17 protein-coding genes are annotated in these 25,270 nt (G+C 49.7%); all 17 read left to right on the forward strand.

Translation table 11 applies throughout. The annotated features are described in order from the left end of the window. Positions 1-463 precede the first annotated feature (463 nt). Positions 464-739 (forward strand): HPr family phosphocarrier protein, encoded by a 276-nt coding sequence (locus BN1360_RS10695; protein WP_068779850.1) that lies wholly within the window; start codon positions 464-466, stop codon positions 737-739. Then, positions 732-2,444 carry a phosphoenolpyruvate--protein phosphotransferase gene (gene ptsP, locus BN1360_RS10700; protein ID WP_068779851.1) on the forward strand — a complete coding sequence of 571 codons (1,713 nt, stop codon included), beginning with the start codon at positions 732-734 and terminating at the stop codon, positions 2,442-2,444. Before BN1360_RS10695 ends, ptsP begins: the two co-directional genes overlap by 8 nt. Before the next feature lie 197 nt (positions 2,445-2,641). Next, a complete protein-coding gene (locus BN1360_RS10705; protein WP_068779852.1) occupies positions 2,642-3,352 on the forward strand; it encodes a DsbA family protein in 711 nt (236 codons plus the stop codon). A gap of 44 nt (positions 3,353-3,396) precedes the next feature. Beyond that, positions 3,397-3,858: a disulfide oxidoreductase gene (locus BN1360_RS10710; protein WP_068779853.1), complete on the forward strand. Its 462-nt coding sequence runs from the start codon at positions 3,397-3,399 to the stop codon at positions 3,856-3,858. A gap of 171 nt (positions 3,859-4,029) precedes the next feature. Then, positions 4,030-5,859: a sensor histidine kinase gene (locus tag BN1360_RS10715; RefSeq protein ID WP_068779854.1), complete on the forward strand. Its 1,830-nt coding sequence runs from the start codon at positions 4,030-4,032 to the stop codon at positions 5,857-5,859. Then, positions 5,834-7,417, forward strand: coding sequence for a response regulator (locus BN1360_RS10720; RefSeq protein WP_068779855.1), 1,584 nt, complete (start codon positions 5,834-5,836; stop codon positions 7,415-7,417). The genes BN1360_RS10715 and BN1360_RS10720 overlap by 26 nt, the downstream gene beginning before the upstream one ends. Before the next feature lie 206 nt (positions 7,418-7,623). Further along, positions 7,624-8,538, forward strand: a complete 915-nt coding sequence (locus BN1360_RS10725) for a carbohydrate ABC transporter permease (RefSeq protein ID WP_068779856.1) — start codon at positions 7,624-7,626, stop codon at positions 8,536-8,538. 5 nt (positions 8,539-8,543) lie between these two features. Then, the gene (locus BN1360_RS10730; RefSeq protein ID WP_068779857.1) at positions 8,544-9,383 is read left to right on the forward strand and encodes a carbohydrate ABC transporter permease; all 840 of its coding nucleotides are present in this window, start codon (positions 8,544-8,546) and stop codon (positions 9,381-9,383) included. Positions 9,384-9,519: 136 nt separating this feature from the next. After that, on the forward strand, positions 9,520-10,866 hold the full coding sequence (locus BN1360_RS10735; protein ID WP_068779858.1) for an ABC transporter substrate-binding protein: 1,347 nt from the start codon (positions 9,520-9,522) through the stop codon (positions 10,864-10,866). A gap of 69 nt (positions 10,867-10,935) precedes the next feature. Beyond that, entirely contained in the window at positions 10,936-12,600 is a 1,665-nt protein-coding gene (locus BN1360_RS10740; protein ID WP_068780017.1) for an MGH1-like glycoside hydrolase domain-containing protein, read from the forward strand. A 74-nt stretch (positions 12,601-12,674) separates the two neighbouring features. Next, a complete protein-coding gene (locus tag BN1360_RS10745; RefSeq protein WP_068780018.1) occupies positions 12,675-13,586 on the forward strand; it encodes a glycoside hydrolase family 43 protein in 912 nt (303 codons plus the stop codon). A gap of 186 nt (positions 13,587-13,772) precedes the next feature. After that, a complete protein-coding gene (locus tag BN1360_RS10750) occupies positions 13,773-16,328 on the forward strand; it encodes a DUF2339 domain-containing protein (protein ID WP_068779859.1) in 2,556 nt (851 codons plus the stop codon). Positions 16,329-16,481: 153 nt separating this feature from the next. Beyond that, positions 16,482-20,855 (forward strand): WIAG-tail domain, encoded by a 4,374-nt coding sequence (locus tag BN1360_RS10755; RefSeq protein WP_195714255.1) that lies wholly within the window; start codon positions 16,482-16,484, stop codon positions 20,853-20,855. 190 nt (positions 20,856-21,045) lie between these two features. Further along, entirely contained in the window at positions 21,046-22,005 is a 960-nt protein-coding gene (locus tag BN1360_RS10760) for a 3'-5' exoribonuclease YhaM family protein (protein WP_068779861.1), read from the forward strand. A 173-nt stretch (positions 22,006-22,178) separates the two neighbouring features. Continuing rightward, complete coding sequence (sdaAB, locus tag BN1360_RS10765) at positions 22,179-22,841, forward strand: L-serine ammonia-lyase, iron-sulfur-dependent subunit beta (RefSeq protein WP_068779862.1); 663 nt, start codon at positions 22,179-22,181, stop codon at positions 22,839-22,841. Between the two features lie 53 nt (positions 22,842-22,894). Continuing rightward, positions 22,895-23,773, forward strand: coding sequence for an L-serine ammonia-lyase, iron-sulfur-dependent, subunit alpha (gene sdaAA / locus BN1360_RS10770; RefSeq protein WP_068779863.1), 879 nt, complete (start codon positions 22,895-22,897; stop codon positions 23,771-23,773). 139 nt (positions 23,774-23,912) lie between these two features. Then, entirely contained in the window at positions 23,913-25,097 is a 1,185-nt protein-coding gene (locus BN1360_RS10775; protein ID WP_068779864.1) for a GntR family transcriptional regulator, read from the forward strand. The last annotated feature ends 173 nt before the right edge of the window (positions 25,098-25,270 follow it).

A 25,270-nucleotide genomic window follows, 5' to 3' on the forward strand; every position in this document is an offset into this window, starting at 1 on the left:
GCACTCGTTATGCAGGTTTGTTATACTTTTAACAAGTAATACAACAGAAAATTTATTATCACAATGTGTGACTGATTCGATCAGGCATGAGTTGATTAAAGTGTTTTGATTGCAACGCTATTTGTTGGGGATAATATCCTCAGAAATAGGCGCTTGCAGCGGAGTACTTTATTGCTCATGTCTTTTTTGCATTTTGAACGATTTGTTACTGTCAGAGATATTATGACAGGGGAGGGATGTTGCTTAGAGCTTAAGGGGTCGCCGGAACGCTCCCTTATGTAGTAGTAAATTCGGTAGTTAATTTGGATTGAAATTAGATAAAAGCAAAGAATGTGGTGAAATTATCCTCATATAATGCCATTGCAATGTGGGGGACAATTTGGCAAATAATGTCGCATTCCCGTATTATAAAGGGAGAAAGACTAAAAAGACATAAAAATGTGGAAAGCGAGATGAGATAAACATGGAGAAAAATTTTAGAATTACTGATGAGGATGGAATTCATGCACGTCCGGCAACCGCTTTGGTAAATACGGCCAATAAATTTAAAGGTTCCGAGGCTTTTGCTGAGGCAAATGGCAAGAAAGTAACTTTGAAATCGATTCTTGGGGTCCTGTCCCTTGGGTTGGAGAAGGGGGATGACCTGAAGTTAATCGTTGAGGGTGATCAAGCGGAAGAGGCTATTCAAGCGCTTGCGGAAGTGATGATTAACGAAGGGTTAGGCGAAGTCCATGCTTGAAATTAAAGGAATTGCCGCATCTGCGGGAGTGGCGATTGCATCTGCCTTCCGGCTGGAGCACCCTGATTATACCGTACATCAAGAGAATGTAGCTGATTCCGATTCGGAACTGAAGCGATTGGATAATGCTCTGGCAAAATCGCAGCAGGAGCTCGAAGGGATCAAGCAGCGTACCGAGCAACAGCTTGGCGCTAAGAAAGCAGAGATCTTCGAATCGCACTTGTTGATTCTAAATGACCCTGAGCTGCTTGATGCCGTTCGCGATAAGATTACTTCCGAGAAGGTGACGGCACAATACGCGCTGGATGAAGTAGCCAAGCAATTTATCTCGATGTTCGAGAATATGAAGAGTGCTTATTTAAGAGAACGCGCTGCTGACATGAGAGATGTGACCAAGCGGGTGCTTACCCATCTGCTTGGATTGAATTATACCAATCCGGCTGACATTAGCGAGGAAGTTATCGTCATCGCTGAGGATTTAACCCCATCGGATACGGCGCAGTTGAATCGGCAATATGTAAAAGGGTTCACGACCAACATTGGGGGAAGGACTTCTCATTCGGCCATTATGGCCCGTTCCCTGGAGATCCCGGCTGTAGTTGGCACCCAGGAGGTTATGGCCCAGATTCAGAGTGGCGATACCGTCATCGTTGACGGTCTGGACGGCAAAGTTATTGTCAATCCGTCCGCAGAGCTGCTGGAGCAGTACCAGCTTAAACGTGACCAATATCTCCTCCAGATTGAGGAATGGAAGAAGCTCAGAGAGGTTCCTACCCAGTCCAAGGATGGCGTTCATGTAGAACTCGGTGCCAATATAGGCACTCCAAATGATGTTACAGGTGTGCTGGAGAACGGTGGAGAAGCCGTAGGTTTGTATCGTACGGAGTTCCTCTACATGGGACGCACGGAGCTGCCGTCGGAGGATGTCCAATTCAACGCCTACAAGACCGTTCTTGAACGAATGGAAGGCAAGCCAGTAGTGGTTAGAACCCTGGATATCGGTGGAGATAAGGAATTGCCTTATCTTGATCTGCCTAAGGAAATGAATCCTTTCCTTGGATTCCGCGCAGTCAGACTATGCCTGGAACGCCAGGATATATTCCGCACCCAATTGCGCGCGTTGCTGCGGGCAAGTGTGTATGGCGATTTGAGAATTATGTTCCCGATGATTGCTACGCTGGATGAGTTCCGTCAGGCCAAAGCTTTGCTCCTGGACGAGAAGCAAAAGCTGACTTCGGAAGGAGTTCAGGTCTCGGATGCCATTCAGCTAGGAATTATGGTAGAGATTCCGTCGACGGCTGTACTCGCAGACCAATTTGCCAAAGAGGTTGATTTCTTTAGTATTGGAACCAATGATCTGATTCAGTATACGATGGCCGCAGACCGCATGAACGAACGCGTGTCCTACTTGTATCAGCCATACAACCCGGCGATTCTGCGCCTGGTGAAGATGGTTATCGATGCAGCGCATCAGGAAGGACGCTGGGTAGGCATGTGCGGCGAGATGGCTGGGGATGCAACGGCAATTCCACTCCTGCTCGGTCTTGGACTCGATGAGTTCAGCATGAGTGCGACATCCATTCTTCCGGCTCGTTCCCAAATTTCCCGTCTTTCGAAGGCAGAGATGGAGCAGCTTGCAGCCAAGGCGATTGGTATGCAAACCGCACAGCAAGTGGTTGAACTGGTTCACTCGATCGGCGAATAAAGGAAGAGTACGTAACTGATTATCATAGCAATAATTCATGGCGACCTACAGGGTCGCCATTTTTAATGGGAACCATCTACCACCAGGAGTGAATCACTTGACGAAAAATGTTTTTGTAACTAGAATGGTTGCAGGATTGTGAGAATTTAATATATTCTATAATAAACTATTAAATTTTGGTAGAAAGAAGGGATTAAATGGCACCTAAAAAACAAAAAAGCTCCATGGCACAGCGTAACGCCGCCGGAGAACAAGCTAAGAAGAAGCAGCAGACCAGACGGATTATCTGGTTCTCGACCGTCGGCATTTTGCTGGTTCTGATTGTGGTCGTGCTATCAATCAGGCCTGCGGCAACCGCTGCGTCTTTTGATTATGAGCAGCTCCCAAGGTTAGGACAAGCCGATGCTCCGATTAAGGTTGTCGAATTTGGGGATTACAAATGTCCGGCTTGTAAAATTGCCAATGATAAGATTAAGCCGAACCTGGTCAGCGATTATATAGATTCGGGAAAAGTGGCTTTTTATTTCATGAACCTTCCGTTTATCGGCCCGGACTCAACGACAGCCGCGTTAGCGGCGCAATCGGTCTTTCATCAGAACAGCGGGGATTACTGGACTTATTTTGATGCCTTATACAACAATCAGCAGGATGAGAACCTCACATGGGCGACTCCTGATTATTTGGTAGATTTGGCGAAGCAGGCCAATCTGTCCATCGATTTTGACGTGCTGCGGAAAGATATCGAGAATCAGACCTATCTCCAAGAAGTGAACGAACATCAGAGTAAAGCAAGCAAGCTAGGTGTCTCAGGGACGCCGACCTACTTTATTAATGGGGTAGAGTATCTTGGACATTATGATGATTATGCCGAGTTCGAGCAGCAGATCAAGGCGGCGCTCGGGGAATAACCTGTTGTATACTGTATCCGTTAATTAAGGGAGGAGCGAGAACAGTGCGTTCTTTGTTCAGAAATTATGGTATTTATTTTGCCTGGATCGTATCTATGGTGGCTACAGCCGGAAGTTTGTATTTAAGTGAAGTGTTGCATTATGAGCCATGCAGGTTATGCTGGTTCCAGCGTATCTTCATGTACCCACAGGTTATTCTGCTGGGAATTGCCGCGTATCGCAATGACCGGAATGTGATCCCTTACATCCTCCCGCTTAGCTTTATCGGCGGATCCATCTCGGTGTACCATTATGCGGAGCAGAAGATTCCGGCTTTGGCCAAGGCGCTGCCTTGCAAGGTAGGCATTCCGTGTGATTTTGACTACCTGAACTGGTTCGGATTCCTGACGATTCCGCTAATGTGTCTGATCGCCTTCATTCTCATCATCGTATTCCTGTTTACGGCCCGCAACACAACCCACTCTATGCCTGCAACGACAGATATTCAAGAGACGGAGCAACTATAATTTCATATTTTACTCAACAAGCAAAAAGGTTGATCTTATATAGTTTACGGGGGAGAGTCATTACTCTCCCTCTTTTGCGTGTATGCAAAATATCATATGATATTAAACATTAAATCGTTTACATAAAAGAATATTTATACATATGATCAGCACGAGGAGGAGTCGACACTCATGTTTTATTCTTTGAAGAGCAGACTGATGACCTTTTTCGTACTTCTATCTATTTTATCGTTCGGAACGATGGCCATTCTCCTGTTCAATCAATCCCGGACAATTATCCGCTCGAATATCGAATCCTCTGCCCTGGAGAAGATGGAGGAGTATGGGGCATACATCGATATGGTGCAAATGCAAATCTATGATTTGGCTTCGCTGGTGTTCAATAGTGACGTGACAAAAAATTGGGATAAGCTGACCTCTGATCCGACTATTCCGGCCGGTGAGAGGATGTATGAGCATATTAAAATGAGCAAGTTTCTGACTCAAGCAACGAATGGCTATTCCGGCGTGTCGGGGGTATCCATTTATAGTGAGGACGGGATGTGGCTGGGCACCGATAATCAGGTCGTGTTCGACAAGACCTTTTTGCAGCAGGATTGGTATAAGGATTTTATCGTCAACGGCAACCATTGGATGGCAGAGCATACGGATCCCGGGGAGGTGCTTCGCAACAATGCCAGTCCGGTCGTCAGTATGCTGATGCCGCTAGGCACCTTCGAGCCTTCTATGGCCCAAAATATTATGAAGCTCAATGTGAATGCGGACTATTTCCGCGAGCCGTTGAACCGCATCCATCTGGGCGAAAATGGGACGATCTATTTACTCGATCAAGAGGGGACGCCGCTGTTGTCGCAGACTCCACAAAGCGGACTGTCCGCCGGCGAGCCGCTGCTGGACAAGATCGAAGAGGCCCGCAGGGACTGGAGGAAGCAGGGCGTTATTAACCTGAAAAATGAGCGCGGAACGATGGATATCCTGGTCTACAAGAAGCTGAAGCTGACCAACTGGATGCTGGTCGGCTTCGTCTCCGAGGAGGATCTATACTCGGAGCTGTTCATGCTGCGCAAGAGCATCGTTATCTTCTCGGCCTTGCTGTTAATAGTTTCTCTGTTTGTAGCCGCCGGGCTTGCTTATAGTATTACAAAGCCGCTATCTGAGCTTGTATCGGCCATGCGGCTTGTCCAGCGCGGCGATTTCCGGCTTGCGGAGAACAAAATACCGCCGGAACACAGCATTCGCAGCGAGATTGGGTATGTAACATCGACCTTCCGTACGATGGTGACTCAGCTTCGCTACCATATCAAGACGGAGTTTGAACTGAAGCTGCTGCGACAGCAGGCGGAATACAAAAGCTTGCTGATGCAGATCAATCCTCATTTCCTGTTCAATACCCTGGAGCTGATGAGCAGCCTTACAATGCAGAAGCGAAATGACGATACGATCGAAGTCATTGAATTGCTGGGGAAGATGATGCGCTATTCTCTCAAGATTAGCGATGATCTCGTACCTCTCACAGAGGAGCTTGGGTATGTGCATGATTATGTAGGAATTCTGAAAAAACGCTTCAGCGATCGGCTGCATATTACGATCGTTGAAGAAGGGGAGCTGGACAACCTGACGATAATTAAATTTATTTTGCAGCCGCTTATTGAGAACGCTGTCAAATTCAGCCTTCGCCAGCAGGCGGAAGCACGGGTAGATATTCATGTGCGCCGCGTCCAGCGCCGCCTATACTTTATCATTGCCGATAATGGGCCTGGCATCGATCCTGAGCAGCTGCAAAGGCTTCAGGAACAGATGATGCCCCCGCAGCTTGATCTCAGCATGCTCAATCGCAACTGGCAAATCGGACTTGGCAATGTGCTTGCCCGCTGCCGTCTGTACTATGGATCATTATTTGCTGTCCAGATCGATTCCTCGCCGGAATCGGGCACTCGGATTGAACTTAGACTACCTGTGGAGGAGGAATCACAAGATGTATCGGGTATTGATCGTCGATGATGAGCCTGAAATCAGGCAAGGCCTGCAATTGAAGGTGGATTGGAACAAGCTGGGCTTCGTTCTGGTTGGGGAAGCCGCCAACGGAATGGAAGCGATGAACCGGCTTCAGGAGGAAGAGATCGATATTGTCATTACGGATATGAATATGCCGATGATGGATGGGGTCTCTTTTCTGGAGGCTTATCATAAGGTATATCCCTTCTTACGCGTGGTTATCATTACCGGCTATGAGGATTTCAAGTATGCCAGAGCAGCGCTTCGTAACCGGGCCAAAGATTATCTGCTTAAGCCTGTGACCCGAAGCGAATTGACCGATACGCTGGAGAAAGTGAAGCAAGAGCTTGATGAGGAGCGCGAGAACAAAAACCAGTTTGAAAGGATCAAGTGGCAGATCTCGGAGTATTACAAGGAGATGAAGGAGCATTTCATTCTCCATTTGGTCAAAGGAAGCATTGATGAAGAACATCTCGTACATGATCGGGCCAAGCTGCTGCAATTGGATCATTGGGACGAACGTGAGATTCGTATCATAACGGTTGGCCTTCGTGAACAGACATTGCTGGAGGACAGTGATCGACCGCTCGATAAGCTGTGTCTGCCCTTCCGTTTGATCTGTCGCGAGTGTGCAACGATGTTTCCGGGCTCGCCAGAGGTGTTCTACGACAGCAATTACCGCCGATTAATCCATATCATCGTGTCCGAGCAGGATACGGCATGGCCCGAACTGGTGGATAAGCTAAGCCGAGAAGTACTGTCCAATATTGGAATCCTGCCTTTTGCAGGTGTGGGACAAGCTATGCGCGGGTTTAAACAGTGGAAGGAGGGGTATGTCGATGCGCTGCTGGCCTGGAACCTATCAAGAAATAATATCTCGGAGAGCTCGTTCCCTATCGAAGGCGAGCAGGAGCTGCTGCCGGATGAAGAGATTCGAATCATCGAACGACAGTTGCTGCAGGGGGACCTTGCCAGCTTCGAGAATGCGATTCGGACGCCACTACAGAAGGCATTTTGCATCTCACAAATCAAATTTGTGAAAATATTTTTTCAGCTCTATCTAATGCTGGAGAAGCTTGCGGGCGAATCACAGATTTCGTTGGAGGCAGAAGAGCAGCTATGGATTCGCCCTCAATTAGTGCTCGCTTTTAATACGGTGGATAAGGCATATCAATATTTACTGCGGATTGCCGCGAAAATTCAGCGAAGGCTTAGCAACGAGGCGGATGCCGATCAATCGTTGGTCGAGGCGGCTCAGCATTTCATTGAGGAGAATTATATGTATGACCTCAGTCTGAAAATGATCGCCAAAAGGTTCAATTATAATCCCTCTTACTTCTCGGAAATTTTTAAGGCGCGTGTCGGGGTTACGTTCATTCAGTATGTGAATGAGGTACGCATGGGTCAAGCGGTCCGGCTATTGGAAGGCACGGAGCTTAGTCTCTGGGATATCGCCGAATTGAGCGGATTCTCCAGCGCCAGCTATTTCAGTTCGAAATTCAAGCGGATGTATGGAATTACACCGTCGGATTACCGGCAGACAATCGCTGAAGAGAATACCTGAAGAAATTGATAGCGAAGTTCCGAAGAAATAGCATTCATCCAGGCTGATCTCCTGTTTATGATGAAGATAAATCGCATACGAACTCGGAACGGCTGCAACAGCTGAGCATTTCATATGGATGGTTGCCTATTCCGGGGAATCGCTGCATGCAGCGATTCCTTCTTCGTTGACGATTAATCTAAGCTCAGAAGGAGGAAGCATCAGCGATGCGATCTGCGCACAAATCATTAGCAAGAGAACAAAATCGGGCCGGCTATCTATTCCTGTTGCCCTGGCTCATCGGCTTTTTCTGTCTGACCTTATTGCCGATGCTGGGGTCTTTGTACTTGTCGATGACCAAATTCAACTTGCTTAGTCCGCCGAAGTGGATCGGGCTTAATAACTTCGTACAGATTTTCACCTCAGACCATACCTTTGTGAACTCATTGGTTCTAACTTTTAAATACGTGCTCTTATCTGTGCCTTTACGGCTTGCCTTTGCCTTACTGGTTGCTATGGCTCTGAATAAGGGGTTACGGGGACTGGGAATCTACCGGACGGTGTATTATATCCCTTCGCTCCTTGGAGGAAGTGTGGCGATTGCCATCGTTTGGCGCCAGATTTTTGATGGAGACGGATTGGTGAACCATTTCCTGGGCTGGTTTGGGATTCGGGGTCCTTCCTGGATCGCTCACCCGGATTATATTCTTTATACCATTATTACGCTTGCGATTTGGCAGTTTGGTTCCGCAATGGTTATTTTCCTGGCCGGGATCAAGCAGATTCCGGCTGATCTGTACGAAGCGTCAGAGGTGGACGGAGCAGGCCAGGTCCGGCAGTTTATCAAGATCACCCTGCCTATGCTGACGCCAGTCATTTTTTTTAATCTCGTCATGGGGATTATTAACTCCTTTCAAGCCTTTACGCCAGCTTATGTTATCGGGGATGGACGTGGAGGGCCGCTTGATGCAACGATGTTCTACACCCTGTACCTGTACTTGAAAGGCTTCTCCTTCTTCGATATGGGCTACGCCGCGGCTCTGGCCTGGATAATGCTGGTCATTATCGGAGTGTTCACAGCGATGATATTTGTGACCTCGAAATACTGGGTGTTCTACGGCGATGGCAATGAAGGGAGATGATGGGGATGAGAGCGAATTCAACGATTTTGAAAATAGGCAGACATATACCGATTATCCTGCTGGGTATCATCATGCTGTATCCTGTGCTGTGGCTTATTAGCAGTTCGTTCAAGCCCAATCAGCTCATATTTGCGGACTCAGGCTTATGGCCTGCTCAAATTACGCTGGACAACTACGCGAACGGCTGGAAAGGACTGCAGGGGATTTCATTTGCCCGATTCTTCGCCAACTCGGCATTTATATCGAGCATGTGTGTGATCGGCAACGTGATGACCTGTTCCTTTGCGGCTTATGCCTTTGGAAGACTGAATTTCAAGTATAAGAAGCTTTGGTTCGGGTTGATGCTCGTTACGATTATGCTGCCTTATCATGTGACGCTAATTCCGCAATACATTATTTTCGACAAGCTGAGCTGGGTTAACACGTATTTTCCGTTGATTGTGCCAAAATGGCTGTCGCATGATTCATTCTTCATCTTGCTGATGGTGCAGTTTATCCGCGGGCTGCCGAAGGAACTGGACGAGAGTGCTACGATCGACGGCTGCGGATTGAAGCAAATTTACTTCCGGATTGTGCTGCCGCTTCTGCTCCCGGCTTTAATTACAACAGCGATCTTTACATTTATTTGGTCCTGGGATGACTTCTTCAGCCAAATGATCTACTTGAGCAAAATTGATCTGTTCACCGTACAGCTGGGCATTCGTTCGCTGTTTGACCCTTCGGGCCAATCGGACTGGGGCGCACTTCTGGCTATGTCGACGTTGTCGCTTATACCGATCACGATTATCTTTCTGGTCTTCCAGCGCTACTTCCTCGAAGGGATCGCGACGACAGGGCTCAAGTAGAGCCTAATAAACCTAAACCCGAAAAAATTTAAAATCAACTGCCGAAATAATCCTATTCTCGCAGCAGTGGCGATGAAGTAGCATGAGGGTGAGTTTGAAGGCGTTCTTATAAAACCGATATGGGGGAGATCACGGAATGAAGCAACGTATTTTAGCGGTGCTGCTGGCTCTTTTTATGGTTATCGTGTCAGCGTGCGGAGCAGGAAGTGGTGGCGTAAATAGCAAGACGGACGGTAATACAGCGGGCAATAATACGGCGAAAGGCAATGATCCGGGGACGGAAGAGCAGGTTGAGCTCCGGATTATGTGGTGGGGAGATCAGAAACGGGCGGATAAGACTAATGAAGCCCTAAAGGTATTTCAGGAAAAAAATCCGAATATTAAAGTTATCGGAGAATTTGCCCCTGCATCCGGTTATTTCGATAAGTTGAACACGCAGCTAGCCTCGGGAACTGCGCCGGACGTATTCTTTCTTGGTGGCAACGTTGTTGATTACGCCAACAAGGGCGTCCTGCTTGACCTTGATCCGTATGTAGGCGGTGTGCTCGACTTGACAGATATGGATCAAAGCATGGTTGAGTACGGCACATTTGAAGGGAAGCTTCAGCATATCTCGGTTGGAGCTAACGCCCGCGGCATCGTCGTCAACACAGCGATGTTCGAGAAGGCGGGAATGCCTGTACCGGAAGATGGCTGGAGCTGGGAGGACTATGCTCGGATCAGTCAGGAAATCTCTCAGAAGCTGGGCAAAGGCTTCTATGGAACCTATGATTTCACTGTAGATGGCATGGACATCTACCTGAAGCAGAGAGGCAAGCAACTGTATGAGATGGAGAACGCCGCACTGGGATTTGAGATGCCGGATGCACTGGAATGGTTCCAATACTGGGCGGATACAGCAAAAACAGGCGGAGTAGTGACACCGGAGCTGCAAGTATCCAACCCGCCGGGAGACACAAGCAAATCGTTGATTGTTACTGGGAAAGTAGCTATGAATCTGATTCCGTCCAATATGTTCAGCGCTCACCAGAGTTTGACAGAGGACCCGCTTATTATGGTTCAGCTTCCTCGCGGACCCAAGGGTACCGGAGTTGTATTCGAGTCTAGTCAAGGCATATCGGGCTATAGCAAGTCGAAGCACCCGGAAGCTGTAGCGAAGCTGATGAATTTCTGGATCAATGATGATGATGCAGCCCATATTCTAGGCAATGATCGCGGAGTTCCGGTGACGTCCAAGAAGCGCACATTACTGGAGGGTACGGCGACTCCGGAAGAGAAAATCATCTACGATTATACGAGCCGGGTATCCAACGCGACAAAGGCAGAGCCTTTTGCTATCAGTTATAATATGCCGGGCTTTGCTGAATTCTCCAAGCTGGCTGAGACGACGATGCAGGAGATCGGGTTCGGACGCAAGAGCGTTGAGAAGGCGGTGGATGATTTCTACAACAGCACGGTTAAGATCTTCGAGAGCAATAAGTAAGTGATTGCAGCGGCTGCCTCAGGCGGCCTGCTGTTGTTATATCTACTTTATGAGAGTGAGGCGATACGGGTGAGTCAGTCTCTGAAGGAACGCCTTCGGAATCTATCTGTTGAGGATAGGATAGGGGAATTGGAGAAGCCGCAGGATAGACAGCTGCTGAAGGAATGGAAGCAGTCGGGCGTACGCTTTGCAGCAGCGTCTGGCGAACTGGAGAAGGTTTATTATAAGGCGCTGCGAAGGCTGTTCGATTGCATCGCGCCTACAGGCGGATCGGAGCCGATATTGCAGGAAGGAGGCGTCTATCTCGGCTGCTGGTTGGAGAGCACGGGAACGATCAATGCGGAATTGTTGTCCAGGTTTCTTCCATCGGTCTCTGAGGCGACCTATCTATCCTTCGCCAAGCATCAAAGAGAGGATGGACTACTTCCATACAAAATTACCGAACAGGGTCCGGTATTCAAACAAATTCAATTGGTAACCCCGCTGGCCCGCAGCGTATGGAATCACTATGGCCTGCACGGGCGAGACGAGTCATTCCTGCGCACGATGTATGAAGCTATGTCGCGTTATGATCAGTGGCTTGCCACATACCGCGATACACGCGGAACAGGGTGTGTAGAGGCGTTTAGCACTTTTGATACCGGCCATGATCTGTCACCCCGGTTTTGGCATGTTCCGGATACTCCACATTTAAATGATCCTGCGGCTTACAATCGGGATTCACCGATTCTGCCATTTCTGGCACCTGACTTGACCGCTAATGTATATTGCCAGCGGATGTATTTGGCGCTGATGGCAGAGAAGCTGGGGGAGACTTCAGGGGCCATGGATCAGAAGCTTTGGAGAGAGAAGGCTGGGCAAAGCCTGGACAGCTTGTTCAGGTACTGCTTTGATGAAGCGGATCATTTCTTCTATGATCGGGATGCCAACGATGCCTTTGTTCGGGTACAGTCCGATGTATTGCTTCGTGTCATGGCCTGCGAGGTAGGGGATCGGGAATTTTTTGATACGATGCTAAGGCGTTATTTGTTAAACACTCGCAAGTTCTTTGCGAGGTTCCCGTTCACCTCGATTGCGCTTGATGACCCGAGGTTCAATCCATTCTCCAGCTATAACAGCTGGGCGGGACCGTCAAACTTCCTGAGCATGATTCGTGCCCCTCATGCCTTCGAGCATCATCATCGTTACGTGGAGCTGACATGGGCGTTCTATCCTATTCTCTCCGCATTAAACCGGGCAACGCGCTTCCCGCAGACGCTTGATCCATGGACAGGACAGGAGGGCTTCACAGAAGCTTATTCCCCGTCCATCCTATGCCTGCTGGATTATGTAGAGAGATTATGCGGAATCATGCCGCGGCCGGATGGCGAGCTGTGGTTCACCGGTCTCGTGCCTTATGATATCGATATGGGGGGAGAGATCGCGGGCGAGACGGCCTACTGCAGAATGGTGAATGGGGATTTATATGAACTATATAATACGAAATCAGGCTCTGAAATCTGCCGGAATGGCCGGACTATCATGACTTTCCCACGGGGGGTTCGGGTTGTGACCGATTATGGTGGAGGCCTGCTATCCATCATAGGCATGAGTGCCCGTCCGGTTCAGGGAGCCATGCAGTACGAAGGACGCAGCATTCCATTCACGGTACAGGGAAATGAAATATTGAACTATAAGCAAGGCCGCTTCAGCCGTAAGCAGGATATCGGTATCGTGTATCCTGCCTATTCATAAGGCCAGGAAATCCCCGGCTTATAAAGGGTCTGTCCAGAGGAAGGTTTAAACAAAGGAGAAGGGAGCTCATGACGATGCTGAAAAATAAGGATATCCAGATCAGAGATCCATTCGTTTTCCCGGTGTTGGAAGAAGAGAAATATGTACTATTTGGCAGTACGGATAAAAATATATGGGGAAAAGGCGCGGGATTCGACGCATATACGAGCCACGATTTGCAGTATTGGGATGGGCCGTACAATGTGTTTTGCCCTGAGGCGGATTTTTATTCGGATACGAATTTCTGGGCGCCTGAAGTTTACTCCTATGAGGGACAGTATTACATGTTTGCAACGTTTCGACGCAAAGATAACCAGTTGCTTGGCACTGCCGTGCTTACAGCCGATCATCTGCTTGGGCCATATAAGCCGCACAGCGATGGGCCGGTAACTCCGCAGAGCTGGTCTTCTCTGGATGGCAGCCTGTTCTGTGATGAGGAGGGCCAGCCATGGATGATATTCTGTCATGAATGGCAGCAGATCGCTGATGGAGAGGTATGCGCGATGAGGCTAAGTTCGGATTTGCGACGGTCGACAGGGGAGCCTATCCTCCTGTTTCGGGCATCGGAGGCGCGCTGGACGGCCCCGTTCATCTCTGCCCGATTTCCCGGACAGCAGAATTATGTGACCGACGGTCCTTATCTGTTCAGGGCATCCTCAAATGAGCTCTATATGTTATGGGCAAGCTTTGTGAGCGACAACACCTACGCGCTTGGCATTGCTAAATCTCCATCAGGACGGGTTAGCGGACCATGGCTGCAAGAGGAGAAGCCGCTATATCAGAACGATGGCGGACATGCGATGGTATTCCGTACCTTTGCAGGCCAGTTGATGCTGGCGATTCATACCCCGAATCAGACGCCGGATGAACGACCGCTGTTCCTGCCTCTTCATGAGCAGAACGGCAAAATCGTCGTGGCAAGTGAAGGGGAAGAGGCAATAGGTTAAAGCGTAATTTTGAATAGCCGATTAAGGACCTTGATCATTCGCAAATATATGCGGGATAGGGGTCTTTTTTTCGATATTTGGAATTCCACTAAATCGGGGCATAGAAAGTTAAAATCAAAAGGAAATTTATAGGGGCATATAGTAATATATAAAATGAACCTGAATAAGCAACAAAAGGAGGATGTAATGGAGGAATTTAAAGACCGATTATTTAAACTCCGAGAACAACAAAACGTTATTGCCGAAGAATATGAGGCGCTTCTCAAGGAATATAAAGCGAATGATCTGGTACAAGAGAATGAAATACTTAAGCGGGATTATGAAGAGTATAAGCAGCGGGTTGCGGCACTGGAGAGCAGACTGCGGCAAGTGGAGAAGGAAAATGGCTGGCTCCGTCAGGCTCTGGCCGAGCAGATTCTCGATGAGAAGCTCACCTTCATCAGGGTATCTCAGGAGAAGCTGAATACTTATTTCACCACGGCGTCCCATCAGCATATGAATCGGCTGCAAGCGCTTGAATATTCCAGCAAGCAGAGGATTCAGCAATTGTATGACCAGGCGCAGCGCTTGTTGCAGGCCGATCAGCAAATGATCCAGGCCAAGCTGACCGACCTTCAGGGGGAGGTTCACCAAGGGATTCAGCGTCACCGGCAGTTCATATATGAAGCGGAGCGTCAAATTCATGAGCAGGCCATCGACGGTTATCAGCAGCTGGAAGCCGAAGGGGTGGACGAACATACGATTCAGCGCCGCGTGAAGCAGAACCAGCTCGAGATGAAAATTGGCCTAAACTGGATTAACAAGCTGGGCATTCTGCTGCTCATCATAGGAATGGGCGCGGCATTTAAATATACATATAGCTGGTTTAGCGCTTATACCAAAGGAGCTGTCTTCTTTGTACTCGGCTTGCTGATGCTGGCCGGCGGGGAATGGATGTTCCGGAGAAATAAGCAGGTTTTCGCACTAGGGTTGTTAGGCGGGGGGATCTCCGTTCTGTATGGCTCTGTCTTCTATAGCTATTTCTTGCTTGATATCATTAATTTAGCGTCAGGGCTCATACTCTGTGTTATTATAACCGCAGCAGCTGCGCTAATGTCACTGCGTTATCAATCCAAAACAATTTGTTCATTTGCGCTCGTAGGCGGCTATCTGCCTTTCTTCTCTTATTTAGAGGCATACGGATTAGCCGGAAATGCTGTATATGTGGCGATGGGCTATTTATTCCTATTGAACGCCTTGATCCTGCTCATATCTTTCCGAAAACGCTGGCCTATCGTGCATTATATCAGCTTTGGACTGAATACCCTATCGATGATCATCCTTGTAAACCTGGCAGATCAAACCGTAATTGCTATCATCTATGCACTAATTACATTTTTAATGTATCTTTGCATTACGCTGTGGGTGCCGTTCCGCTATCCATCCAAGCTGAATTGGCTGGACTTCTCTCTGCTTGCGCTCAATACGCTGATCAGCTGCAGCATCATGTACAGCCTGTTCGATCGGGCGGACTGGAATCAATATCGCGGCTTGCTCGCGCTCATCTTCTGTGTCGTTTATTACGGGATTGCCCGCTTCAATCGTAAATATCTGGACAAGGAAATCGAGACGAGACTGTTGTTCTACGGCACATCCCTTACCTTCTCCCTGCTCGTTATCCCTTTCCAGTTCGGAATTCATTACATGTCACTAGGCTGGTTAATCGAGGGGATCGTCTTCTCCGTGCTGGGACATTTGCAGCGCTCGAAGTTTGTGGAGAGGATCGGCTGGGGGATTCTGGCGCTGACGATGGGAGCTTTTGTTCTGGTCGATTTGGTAGGAGGCATGTTCAGTCATCCCGAAGTGGACTTTGCTTGGAAATACAGCTTTATCTCGATGGGGCTGTTTGGTCTGGCTTGCTTCTATGGTTTCCGTCTCCGGGATATACAGGAGATCAAGCGGTACAATGCGTCGGATCATTCGCTGCTGGCGGTATTAAAGTATATAACATCTATTAATATATGGTTCTACCTGCTGTACGAGATCCACCGGATCTACAGGGCGTTGATGCCTGGAGATGCTATTCTGTATAGCTTCTATCAATGGCTGCTGTTCGCCGCGATTACGTTTGGTCTTGCCTACAGCTTGAGCAAGGCGAAAATATTGTATGACAGAGTCATTAAATATTATAGCCGTATTTTGTATCTCATCGGGTATGTGCTGTGCCTGGGAGTTACACTGGGAATGCCCGCACTGAATACGAACGGAGAATACAATTCGTTCGAGAATTATTTAGCGCTGGTCATCTTGATCGCCTTCAATGTATTTGTCTTTTTTAGCGGACGCGATCTGCTGCTGCAGATGATTAGCCGTCAAGCCGGGGGGCTGGAATGGATTCCGGTATGCCTCGGAGTTTATATTTTTGGAATGGCTACAGCCTTTTTAGGCATCCAATTCAGGTTAGGTGATGTGAGCTGGCTGTTCAGCCTGGTCTATCTTCTGTTGGCGATCGCGTATATCGCTTACGGATTCCGCAGGAGATTTGTCTTCATTCGCCGGATGGGGCTTGGGCTGACGCTGCTGTCTACGGGGAAAATGCTGCTCTTTGATCTGTCTCTGATGACGACCGGCAGCAAGATTATCGCGTATTTCAGTTTTGGTCTGCTGCTGCTTGGTATTTCATACCTCTATCAGAGGGTGTCGAATATGCTGAATGCGGTGCATAAGCCGGCGGAATCGAACTCTCAAGGTGAAAACGTATAGCGTGTAATGAATTAGCCCTGCTGCGAATGCGGCAGGGTTTCTTCGTTATATTTGGAGGAATGCGAAAAATAATCGCGGTAAGTTGGATAAGTCGCGGTGTTGCTGTGACAGGAGCCTAACTGTCCGCATATGATGCCTAAGGAGATTTATCTTTTGGCAAAGGGGAGGACGGCTCTGAAAAAGCGAACGAAAACCGCGAAAAACGGCAGGGCGAAAAACTCGCTATATTTCGTGGATAACCCGGATAAGAATGAACTGAAACTGCTAAGCTCTGTCAAGAACGAGAGCCAGCAGGAAGAACTGGAGGTCAGACTGCATCAGTCTCTGGCTGTAGCTGATGCGGAAGACAACAAAGTGGAGCAGAAGTCTGCGCAGGGTTCTCTTTCCAAGGAGAGGTCCGAGCAGGGTTCAAGATGGAGAGAGGCCAAGGAGCTGGGCGCTAAGGAGAGAGTATCGCAGAATGAAGCCGGGCAAGCTGAACGGCATGATCAGCTGGTGAAGGAAGCTCTTCAGGAGAAGAGAGCCTCACAGCTTGAAAAAGGTATCATTTACACCGACGATCTGTCGAGTTCATCTGTAACCGGTGATAAGATTGCACCGTTTGCCATCGATTCGACCAAGATCAAACATGGAGCGATCGGCACGGCCTGGATCGCCGATTACGCGGTAAACAGCATTAAGATCGCCGAATCGGCAGTAAATGCCTCGAAGATTGCCCCCGGCTCCATCACAGCCGATCATTTGGTAGACGGAGCTGTTGAAGGGCGCAAGATTCGTGAACGTTCGATTAGCGGAAGCAAGCTGGAGGAAGGCAGCATTACCTCTGATAAGCTTGCGGACGGTGTGATTGGCGGGGAGAAGCTCGCTGACGGCTCCATCGAGAGTCGCCATCTGCGGGAATGGATCGTAACGACCGATCTGATTCAGGATCAAGCCGTCAATGCAGAGAAGCTGCGCAGTGGGAGTGTCCATTCTTATCACATCGCCAATGCGGCAATTGATACTTCCAAATTAAGCGAAGGTGCGGTTACGTCCACCAAGCTGAGAGACGGGGCGGTGACGGGAACCAAGCTGCAGGACGGGGCGATCGAAAGCCGTCATTTGGCCGGAAATGCGATCACCGTTCATAATCTTGCTCCCGGATTGATCGCCAAGGAGCATCTGGCCCACGCGAGCGTTGGGGCTGAGCAGCTTGAGAAGGGAAGCGTGGCTGCGCATCATCTCGGCGAGCAGGTCGTAGAAGCGATGCATATTGCTCCAGGCGCAATCGAGAGTATCCATCTGCAAGCGGGGAGCGTTAGAGAAGAACAGATCGGAAGCCATGAAATCAAGGGCAAGCATTTGTCGGATCGCAGCGTTACTTCTACCAAGCTGGCCGATCAGTCTGTGGGCACTTCACAGATCGTCGAGCAGGCGGTGACCTCTTCGAAGATTGCCGACCAGAGCATATTGCCGCATAAGCTGGCAGATGAATCGGTCCTGACCCGACATTTAGCCAAAGGGTCCGTGCAGGGGCCGCAAATTGCAACGAATACGCTTAATGCTGCGCATTTACAGCAGGGGGCAGTACAACGCGATCATATCGCCCCGGGCGCCATCCAGGAATGGCATATCGCGGGTTCCGCAGTGACGGGTGACAAAATCGACCTTGAGACGATCTCCGGCGAGCATATTACAGAAGAAGCCATCGAAGAGAGACATCTCCAGCCTGGGAGCGTGGTCTCGGAGAAGCTGGCCGAAGGCAGCGTGACGGAGAGCAAAATTATGCGGGGAGCGGTGACCAGCAGCATTATTGGGGACAATCAAGTACAGTCCCGTCATATTGTCTCCGGCTCGGTTCAGCAGGAGCATCTGGCTCAGAACAGCGTGAGCAGCGATAAGCTGCAGAAGGACTCGATTCATGAGGATCATTTGCGCAAGGGGGCTATTTTCTCTTACCATTTGCAGGACCATGCCGTGACGGCCTTGAAGCTGTCCCCAGAGAGCGTGAGCAGCGACAAGATCACAGATCTGTCGATTACGAGCAGTAAACTGGCTGAAAGCAGTGTGGTCTCCTCTAAAATCGCACCGGGAACGATTCAATCCTGGCATTTGGCACAGGGGGCGGTGCTGTCCGAGAATTTGGCGGCGGGCGCCGTACAATCTCAACATTTAGCAAAATCCGCGGTTGATGGCAGTCATCTGCAGACTAACGTGCTCAAAGAGACACATTTTACAACCGAGTCGGTGTCCGGGCAGGCCTTGCAGAATCAAGCGGTCACATCCGCTAAAATAGCAGAGCAAGCCGTGCAGTCGCGCCATTTGGCTAAAGACAGCATTCAGGGAGCGCATATTGCAGAAGGGGCCATCGAATCGAATCACCTTGCTTCTCAGGCAGTGAAGCTAGACCATTTATCCCTGGAATTACAGGAGGGGGGATTGCTGCCGGAAGCAGGAATCAACGGCATGGACATTCAGCCTTCATCCATTCGTCGCGCTCATTTGCAGAAGGGAGCGGTCGATGGAGAGGTTCTGCAGCTGGGCTCGGTAGGCGTAGGCCATCTACAGGCACATAGCGTGCAAAGTCAGCACATTGTTGCTGCTTCGGTGCAGAGCGAGCATCTGGCCGGCGGTGCCGTGCAGTCCCGTCATATCGTCCCGGGAACGATCGATAGCGAATTGCTTGCCAAGGGGGCGGTGACGGCTGAACATATTCAGCCGGGCGCGATTTCCAAGGCATTGATGAATGAGGAGATTGTTCGGGAGGGGATCCTGCCTGAAGGAGGAATTGGCGGAAAAAGCTTGCAGCCCGATTCGATCAGCCGCACCCACCTACAAAAAGGCGCGATCGATGATGAAGCGCTGCAGAATGAATCGGTCGGTTCGCTGCACCTGCAGCTGAAATCGGTGCAGTGCTATCATCTGGCAGATGAAGCTGTGCAAATTCAGCATTTAGCTACGAATATTATCGGAGCACAGCATCTGACGGAAGGCAGTGTGCATGACTCTCATATCCGGGAAGGGGTTATCGATTCACGGCATATTCGCGAAGGCTCCGTCAATCAAGCTCATCTGTCTCCCGAACTCCAGCAGGAGGGGCTGCTTCCGAAGGAGGGACTCAGCGGCAAAGATCTGCAACCTGGCTCGATCAGCCGCGTTCATCTTGAGCAAAATGCGGTTGATGCGGATGTGCTCAAGAGCCACTCGGTGGGGGCTGTGCATTTGCAGGCCAATTCGATCTTCAGCTTGCATCTGACGGATGAGGCAGTACAGTCGAAGCATCTGGCGGCCAATGCGGTTGAATCCGGGCATCTGTCCGAGGATAGCATTCAAGCGCGTCATATCGGGGAAGCCGTGGTTGGTTCTGCTCATCTACAGCCGCAGTCCGTATCCTTGCAGCATCTGTCCTCAGAGCTTCAGCAGGAGGGTATCCTGCCTCAAGAGGGCATCCGGGGCGAGAATATCCAGCATAACTCGATTAGCCGCAAGCATTTGCAGAAGCATGCCGTTGATTCTGATACGCTTCGGAATCAGTCGGTCGGTTCGGTTCATATTCAGCCGGATTCAATCTACAGCGTTCACCTGACCGCTGATTCGGTACAATCGCAGCATTTGGGGGACAGCACGGTTAGTTCGCGCCATCTTACAGAGAACTCCATCGATGGCTCCCATATTGTGCAGAAGGCGATCACTTCGCAGCATATTGCTTCTCACGTGATCAGCAGTGAGCATTTGGCGCTGGAGCTTAGAGAACAAGGCTTGCTGCCTGAAGGCGGGATCAGAGGAGAGGATATCCAGGCGGGAGCGGTCTCCCGGGAGCATCTGCAGGACAATACAGTGGATTCCGATGTGCTGAGCCATCAATCGGTCGGTTCCGAGCATATTCAGGAGGGCTCGGTATTCGGCTATCATCTGGTGGATGAATCCGTGCAGTCTCGTCATTTGGCTGATGACGCGGTGGAATCCAATCACCTGTCGAAGCACGCTGTCGGCTTCGAGCATATTCAAGAGGGAGCTATCTCCGGGTATCATCTGGGCAACGAATCTATACATTCTCATCATTTAGCTGATGAAGCCGTTGAATCCAATCATCTGTCAAAATGGTCGGTCAGCTCGGAGCATATTCAGGAAGGTTCGGTATTCGGCTATCATCTGGTGGATGATTCGGTGCAAGCGCGGCACCTGGCTGATGGCTCTGTAACCTCCCATCATCTGTCGCCAAATTCTGTGGGCTCCGAGCATTTAAGCATCAATCCGGTCCAGACGGTCAGCGGCCAACAGGCTATACAGCAGTTCGGCATGTCGGCATTCTTGCTGCAGGGCTACGAGAAGTCGACCGAGATTACGATTCAGTTCGATGAGCCCTTTGATCATGCCCATTATGTGCTTGTAGCCATGACGAATCATCCGGCGTACTATGTTACCATGAAGGATCGTTCTCCGGATATGGCTACTGTGGAGATATCCAGACTGAAGGATAGTCCGATCAATTATGGATTTATTACCTGGATTGCGATCGGAAGCAAGGAAGAGTCTGCGAAGAAATAGCGGAAGAGTTGCAGGTGGGCCGGCAGCCGTACCGGATTGATCCGGGGCTGCCGGCCCTTTTAACTTACCTTTAAAATGCTGTTCAAAAACTTTGCTTATCAACACTGAGAAGGCTGAAAATCTATTTTATTCTGCATTAGCTCGGACCCATAGTATAATAGAGATATGATTATTTTGTGGGGGAGAATCCATGACATTAATTAGAGAGTTTGTAAATCAAGAGGAATTCATCGGTTATTATTTGCTGAAGGAAGTAGATGTGAAATTAACGAATAGTACGCCTCCCAAAAATTATTTGGATATTGTGCTGAGCGATTCCAGCGGGGAAATTTCGGCTAAATTATGGGATGCTTCAGAGGTTGACAAAGAGACCTTCTTTCCTATGGGACTCGTAAAGGTGCGCGGTGTTGTACAGACTTATCGGGAACGGCTGCAAATGAAGATCATCCAGATGCGCCCGGTCAAAGAAGAAGATGGAGTGAGGCTGACGGATTTCGTCCGTTCTGCACCGATCCGGGCCGTGGACTTGGTCCATACGATCCGGACGACAATCGCGGCTATAGCGGATGCGGAGATTCGCGGCATCGTCGCTTATTGCGTTGATAAAGTGGAAGAGAAGCTGATGCATTATCCGGCTGCGAAGACGCATCATCATGCCTATTTTGGCGGCCTTGCCTATCATATGGTCAGGATGCTGGAGCTGGGCGAATTTCTCTGCGGGCAGCGTCCATTTCTGAATCCGGATATGCTGCGGGCGGGAATTATTTTACACGATATTGCCAAACCTGAAGAGATGGTGGCACAGCTCGGCATTGTGTCCGAGTATAGCACGGCAGGCAAGCTGCTGGGCCATATCTCAATGGCGTCCAATTGGATTACTGAGGCAGCGATCCGGCTTGATATTGACCTGGATTCGCCGAAGGTAATGGGACTGCAGCATCTGGTGCTCTCCCATCATAACTTGGGCGAATGGGGCAGCCCTGTACAGCCGCAGACGGCAGAAGCGGTGGCCCTGCACCATATCGATGCCCTGGATGCGAAGCTGCAGATGGTGGAGGATGCATTGAACACTACTGCGGAGGACGAGGATTGGACCCCGCTTATTCGCGGTCTTGAGAACAAGGGAATTCATCGTTTACGGGTATTATAAGCAATAACTTAGATAGGCTGTCTCGCGGTCAGGCTTGATCGAGGGGGCGGCCTTTGTGCGTATCGCCAGGTTATGGCCAATCTTATTGCATCGTCTCTGTGAAGCGCATATTATGGATTAGTGATTCTTTTTGCTCGAGATATTTCATGATTTACGTACAAGGGAGAATGATAATGAAATACCGTAGCGTGTTTGATGTAATCGGTCCGGTAATGGTTGGCCCCTCTAGCTCTCATACAGCAGGGGCGGCGAAGATTGGCAGGCTGGCGCGCAGCATATTTGGCAAGGAGCCGCAGCGCGTTGTGTTGTCGCTGTACGGTTCCTTTGCTGATACTTATAAGGGACATGCTACCGATGTGGCATTAATTGCCGGATTATTGGGGTATGATACGGATGATCCACGTCTGCCTCAGTCTGCAAAATATGCGGAGGAAGCAGGAGTAGAGATTATCATTAGAACGGAAGAGGCGATCCCGGAGCATCCAAATACGGTCCGCATCAACATGCAAAGCGGGAGCGAGGAGATTGATCTGGTAGGGATCTCGATCGGCGGCGGCAAGGTGGAGCTGCGTGAGCTGAACGGATTCCAATTGGGTCTGTCCGGCGAAAGTCCGGCTATTCTCATTATTAACCATGATCGCTACGGCGTTATCGCCAGGGTGACCCATATATTAAGTGAAAGTCATGTGAACATCGGGAATATGAAGGTATCCCGCAAGGAAAAGGGCAAGATGGCGCTGATGGTTATCGAGACGGATGAGATGATCAGCGATAAAGTGATCGATATGATCAGGAGGCTGGAGGGCGTCGACCGGGTTTTATCCATGGAGGATTAGCAGAGCCAACCGCTTGTTAAACGTAAATTATAGGTAAGGAGGCTGAACTTCAAATGTTTTCAAATGTGGCGGAGTTAGTCGCACTTGCGGAAGAAAAATCATGCTCCATTGCGGAGATTATGGTCCGCCAGGAGATGGAAGTTAGCGGAAAGAGCCGGGAGCAGATCCGTGAGCAAATGTCGCGCAATCTTGAGGTGATGGAGAAGGCGGTAGAAAGAGGACTCAGCGGGGTGAAGTCGCATTCGGGATTGACCGGGGGGGATGCGGTGAAAATGCAAAAATATATCGCCAGCGGTCAAGGATTAAGCGGCCTTACAGTGCTTGATGCGGTTAGCAAAGCGGTCGCTACCAATGAAGTTAATGCGGCGATGGGGCTGATTTGCGCTACGCCGACCGCTGGCGCTTCCGGGGTGATCCCGGGCGTATTATTCGCGCTGGTGGATAAGCTTCATCCGACCCGGGATCAAATGATTGATTTTTTGTTCACATCAGGAGCATTCGGGATGGTTGTCGCCAACAATGCTTCGATTAGCGGCGCCGCCGGAGGTTGTCAGGCCGAGGTGGGTTCTGCGACGGGGATGGCGGCAGCTTCGATCGTTGCCCTGGCCGGAGGGACGCCGCAGCAATCTGCTACAGCGATGGCCATAGCGCTCAAAAATTTGCTGGGTCTGGTATGTGATCCGGTCGCTGGCCTGGTTGAAGTTCCCTGTGTGAAGCGGAATGCGATGGGAGCAGCGATTGCGATGGTAGCCGCGGATATGTCGCTGGCTGGTATTACCAGTGCGATCCCTTGCGATGAAGTGATCGAAGCGATGCACCGGATTGGCCAAGCGATGCCGGTTGCACTGCGAGAGACCGCACAAGGCGGCCTTGCTGACACGCCTACCGGACGACGGTTGAAGACGGAGATATTGAAGGGCGAGCGGGCTTGAGCGAAGCATTTATTGACAATTCTCCTATGCTCATGGAATGCCGATTAAATGATCGGCATTTCTTGGCATGCCATTAGACAATAATGATATATCATGATATATTATTATGTATTGTGGAATAAGTACGGGAGGTATCATGATGAGTGAATCAACCTCTTCAAAGCCGATGTATGAGCAGATTTTTAATGATGTTAAGCGGCGGATTATAGATAACACTTATATGGCCGGTGATAAGATTCCATCGGAGAAGGAGCTGGCCGAAGCCTATAATGTGAGTCGGATTACGAGCAAGAGGGCGCTGGAGATGCTGGCCGCCGAGAATTTTATTATCCGCAGACCCGGGCGCGGGTCCTTTGTAGCGGAAGCGGGAGACGATGGGCAAGCGCCGCCCGCTGCTGCGAAATCATCAGCTGTGCTGAAGAAACGGCCGGGGAAATTGATCGGGGTAGTGCTGACGGATTTCGCCAACAGCTATGGGACCCGGCTCATTTACGGCATGGAGTCCGCTGCCCGGGAGCTGGACTGCTATCTTATATTGCGTCGTACGTTTGGTGTGCAGGAGAATGAGGAGGAGACGATCCGCAAGCTGCTTGAGCTTGGTGTGGATGGGCTGATTGTTTTCCCTGCACAAGGAGAGTATTTCAATGCGGAAATCCTCAAGCTCGTTATCGAGCGCTTCCCGCTTGTGCTTATTGACCGGGAGATCAAGGGGGTAGCGTCGTCGTCGATTAGTACTGACAATGTACAAGCGGCGTTCATGGCAACGGAGTATCTGTTCGAGCTCGGGCATTCTCATATTTCAATCCTGTCCCCGCCTCCGAAGGATACGTCAGCGATTGAGGAACGGATCGAGGGGGTTATGCAGGCATATGCCAGTCACGGTGTTATTGTGGATCAGAGATTGTGGATCACCGGACTGACTTCGACGCTGCCTAATTCCTTTAATGATGAAGAGAAAATAGAACAGGATATCGAGAGAATCATGAATCATCTGCAGGCGTTCCCGGAGATCACGGCGCTCTTTGCGTTCGAATACCACATTGCCCTCTTGGTCAAGGAAGCGGCGCGACGTCTGGGCTTAAACATCCCCAGCGACATCTCTGTCATCTGCTTCGACCATCCGCTGTTCCGGCTTGGAGAAGGGTATGCCTTTACTCATATGCGGCAGCAGGAAGAGAATATGGGCCGGTTGGCGCTGGAACAGGTGACGGCTCTTATGGGAAGCGGGGCAGGAGCTGGCAGAACCAAGCTGCAGGCGCAGCTGATTCCAGGGGAATCTGCCGCATCCGTACGCAGTCATTCAATGGATCGATCGTCTTTTTAAGCATAAGCAACGATGAAGCTGTTTCTATGACCATCAGGTCGTGGAACAGCTTTTTTTGTAATATTCAGTCTTTTTATTTTCCATAAATAGGATTTTACACTCATTGACATAATAATATTATACTAATATACTCATTTCCATGAAAGCGTTTTATTTACAGGAAGAAACGATAT

This window comes from Paenibacillus sp. GM2, assembly GCF_900069005.2.
Lineage (GTDB): Bacteria > Bacillota > Bacilli > Paenibacillales > Paenibacillaceae > Fontibacillus.

Bases quoted from the DNA above. Each gene is read 5' to 3' on its own strand.
- BN1360_RS10695 (WP_068779850.1), top strand. From the start codon at position 464: ATGGAGAAAAATTTTAGAATTACTGATGAGGATGGAATTCATGCACGT.
- ptsP (WP_068779851.1), top strand. From the start codon at position 732: ATGCTTGAAATTAAAGGAATTGCCGCATCTGCGGGAGTGGCGATTGCA.
- BN1360_RS10705 (WP_068779852.1), top strand. From the start codon at position 2,642: ATGGCACCTAAAAAACAAAAAAGCTCCATGGCACAGCGTAACGCCGCC.
- BN1360_RS10715 (WP_068779854.1), top strand. From the start codon at position 4,030: ATGTTTTATTCTTTGAAGAGCAGACTGATGACCTTTTTCGTACTTCTA.
- BN1360_RS10720 (WP_068779855.1), top strand. From the start codon at position 5,834: ATGTATCGGGTATTGATCGTCGATGATGAGCCTGAAATCAGGCAAGGC.
- BN1360_RS10725 (WP_068779856.1), top strand. From the start codon at position 7,624: ATGCGATCTGCGCACAAATCATTAGCAAGAGAACAAAATCGGGCCGGC.
- BN1360_RS10730 (WP_068779857.1), top strand. From the start codon at position 8,544: ATGAGAGCGAATTCAACGATTTTGAAAATAGGCAGACATATACCGATT.
- BN1360_RS10735 (WP_068779858.1), top strand. From the start codon at position 9,520: ATGAAGCAACGTATTTTAGCGGTGCTGCTGGCTCTTTTTATGGTTATC.
- BN1360_RS10745 (WP_068780018.1), top strand. From the start codon at position 12,675: ATGCTGAAAAATAAGGATATCCAGATCAGAGATCCATTCGTTTTCCCG.
- BN1360_RS10750 (WP_068779859.1), top strand. From the start codon at position 13,773: ATGGAGGAATTTAAAGACCGATTATTTAAACTCCGAGAACAACAAAAC.
- BN1360_RS10760 (WP_068779861.1), top strand. From the start codon at position 21,046: ATGACATTAATTAGAGAGTTTGTAAATCAAGAGGAATTCATCGGTTAT.
- sdaAB (WP_068779862.1), top strand. From the start codon at position 22,179: ATGAAATACCGTAGCGTGTTTGATGTAATCGGTCCGGTAATGGTTGGC.
- sdaAA (WP_068779863.1), top strand. From the start codon at position 22,895: ATGTTTTCAAATGTGGCGGAGTTAGTCGCACTTGCGGAAGAAAAATCA.
- BN1360_RS10775 (WP_068779864.1), top strand. From the start codon at position 23,913: ATGAGTGAATCAACCTCTTCAAAGCCGATGTATGAGCAGATTTTTAAT.